Raw genomic sequence first — 2,148 nt, 5'->3', positions numbered from 1 at the left:
CTGTCGGTATTTGTGATAATACAGGTAGAACATAGATAAAAATAAATGCGGTAATTAGACTTATCGTTTTCATATGTATTTGTTTGGGTCATTTGTTGTACTGGTGCCAACGTTTAGTACATGATGCGTGGCTTGTGTTGCGCCTGCGGCAAGCTATGCATTATGCATATTGTTATAGCCCGTTGTTTAATTTTCCTGTTGCAAGCTTTTGTTTAAAGACACCTCCAATTCTTCCATCGAAATATTTTTTGCAATTATTACCCCTTTACTATCAATTAAAAAGTTTGTTGGAAAAACATTTATAGAAAGTTGGTTGGTTTCTCTTCCATTAATATCCCAATATTGTTTCCAAACAAGTTTATCTTTTTTAATTACATCTATCAAGTGCTCTCTATTAGAATCTTTGTCTATTGATATACCAACTATCTCAAACCCATGTGTACTAAATTGGTGATACAAATTCCTTAATTTGTTAAACTGTGCTCTACAGGGGTAACAGCTGCTAAACCAAAAATCAACTAATGTCAGAGAGTTCTTATTAAAAACATCTAAATTAAATGGTTCATTATTTAAACCTTTACATTTCAACAACGGAAATTCCTCTCCAACTGTAAGTAGTTTACCATCGTTTAGCTTCTTGGAAACAATAGTTCCTGCATATCCTCCTTTTATTTCCTCAGATAAAGCGTTATAAATTGAGTCATATATTGGTTCATACCCCCATCTTAATAAGTCAACAAGTCGCCAAAATGCAAAAAAGGAATTAGGGTGCTTTTTACAATACTTCAGTAACATTTCCTTATCTTCAATACGCAGAGAGTCATCCTCTTTTTTTAAATTCAGGTTGATTGTATTTGGAATGTTATAGTTATAATGAACTTGCAAGCTATCGCTCTTCCCATAAAATTTGTCCCATTTCTTTCTTAATTCTCCAAAGTATTCGTTGTATTTTGGATAGTCATTAGTCATTATTCGATTATCAACATTGGGTACTTTTCTTGAAGAATCAGTAACCAGTGTAATCGATTGTGTCCCTTTATCAAGGATGAAGTTTGAAGACATAAATCGATTGTCGAGTATTACAAATACACCCTGTGGTTCAGTTATATATCCAGAGAATGAGAATCTATTATTTTCTATTGGAGCTTCCAATTCATTTAAATCATTGGAAACAAATTCCGAAAAGAAGATAAGTATGATTTTTCCAGTATCTGCGTTTATTGTTCCATTCAATTCAAAGTAATATTGCTTTTCGTTCTGTCCAATGACATTGGTAAAATTCAGAAGCGATAGCATTAATAGTATAAATACATTTCTCATTTTATTTATTTTTTTGCAATGTGGTTTGAAATGGGCCACAACCCCCTTGCTGGTGCGCGAGTCCTCTCGCGTTCCTGTTAGCAAAACCACACGAAAGGTACGATAGCTATCGTACTCGTGCGGTAGAAGGGGCTTTACTTTTCTTTTTCATATTTATATCTATAAAGTCGATATTCAATATCAGGAATTAATAAATCCACTTTATCTATTAATTTTTCTATCGTTTTATGTTGATATCGAACAAGACTAATATTTTTACTTACAATTGAATCTCCACTTATTTTAATATCTGTACAACGTCCATCTAATCCATCTGTTTCATAATGACTTTCTAATCTATCATAATCTAATCTCATTATAAAAGAGTAAAAATCTGAAACCGATTTCTGGTTTAATTCAATCTGAAATATTATAGTGTCTTTACAATTTTAAAAATCACAGTTATACTTAATTCGTAATGAATCTTGATTGACATTGTAATATAAAGTATACCCTTCGGCACTATAAAAATGTCTCAACTCAATATTAAAATTCCTTACTGGCATTTGAGGATTACATCCTATTATTAAAATGACTCCAATAATGATTGTTATTAGCGTTCTCATAATTCCTATTTGCATATGGTTTTTGAGTATTGCGCACAATGGTAAATATAAATTACTCTTGCGGGTGCGCGAGTCCTCTCGCGTTCCTATTAAACAAAACCACACGAAAGGATTCGTGCGGTAGCAGGGGTAGCAGGGAACCGGACTGCTAAACGCTATAGCGGTGTGTTGCACCAGTAATTTATTAGTTCAAGTACTTATCAATATTTTTGGGTACTCTACC

General features: G+C 32.8%; 2 protein-coding genes. Both read right to left on the bottom strand.

The genetic code is table 11. The annotated features are described in order from the left end of the window. Window positions 1–186: 186 nt before the first annotated feature. The gene (locus J1N10_RS20735; RefSeq protein ID WP_262328643.1) at window positions 187–1,320 is read right to left on the bottom strand and encodes a TlpA disulfide reductase family protein; all 1,134 of its coding nucleotides are present in this window, start codon (window positions 1,318–1,320) and stop codon (window positions 187–189) included. Window positions 1,321–1,454: 134 nt separating this feature from the next. Beyond that, entirely contained in the window at window positions 1,455–1,676 is a 222-nt protein-coding gene (locus J1N10_RS20730) for a hypothetical protein (RefSeq protein ID WP_262328642.1), read from the bottom strand. Window positions 1,677–2,148 lie beyond the last annotated feature (472 nt).

This window comes from Carboxylicivirga litoralis (assembly GCF_025499605.1).
Lineage (GTDB): Bacteria > Bacteroidota > Bacteroidia > Bacteroidales > Marinilabiliaceae > Carboxylicivirga > Carboxylicivirga litoralis.
Note: the sequence above shows the minus strand (reverse complement) of the source record. Positions and strands in the feature narration are given on the sequence as shown.

Bases quoted from the DNA above. Each gene is read 5' to 3' on its own strand.
- J1N10_RS20735 (WP_262328643.1), bottom strand. From the start codon at position 1,320: ATGAGAAATGTATTTATACTATTAATGCTATCGCTTCTGAATTTTACC.
- J1N10_RS20730 (WP_262328642.1), bottom strand. From the start codon at position 1,676: ATGAGATTAGATTATGATAGATTAGAAAGTCATTATGAAACAGATGGA.